General features: G+C 47.8%; 1 rRNA gene. It reads left to right on the top strand.

From position 1 onward, the window contains the following. Positions 1 to 205, top strand: a 23S ribosomal RNA gene (locus M3210_RS20890); the annotation flags it as partial.

The raw sequence follows: 205 nt of genomic DNA, 5'->3' as shown, positions 1-205 counted from the left end.
GGAGTTACAAAGAAACTCTTTAGATGAATCGATCTGGAAAGATCAGCCATAGAAGGTAACAGCCCTGTAATCGAAAAGGAGTTTCCTCCGGAGTGTATCCTGAGTACGGCGGAACACGTGAAATTCCGTCGGAATCCGGGAGGACCATCTCCCAAGGCTAAATACTACCTAGTGACCGATAGTGAACCAGTACCGTGAGGGAAAG

The organism is Oceanobacillus luteolus (assembly GCF_023715655.1).
GTDB classification, from domain to species: domain Bacteria; phylum Bacillota; class Bacilli; order Bacillales; family Amphibacillaceae; genus Oceanobacillus; species Oceanobacillus luteolus.
Note: the sequence above shows the minus strand (reverse complement) of the source record. Positions and strands in the feature narration are given on the sequence as shown.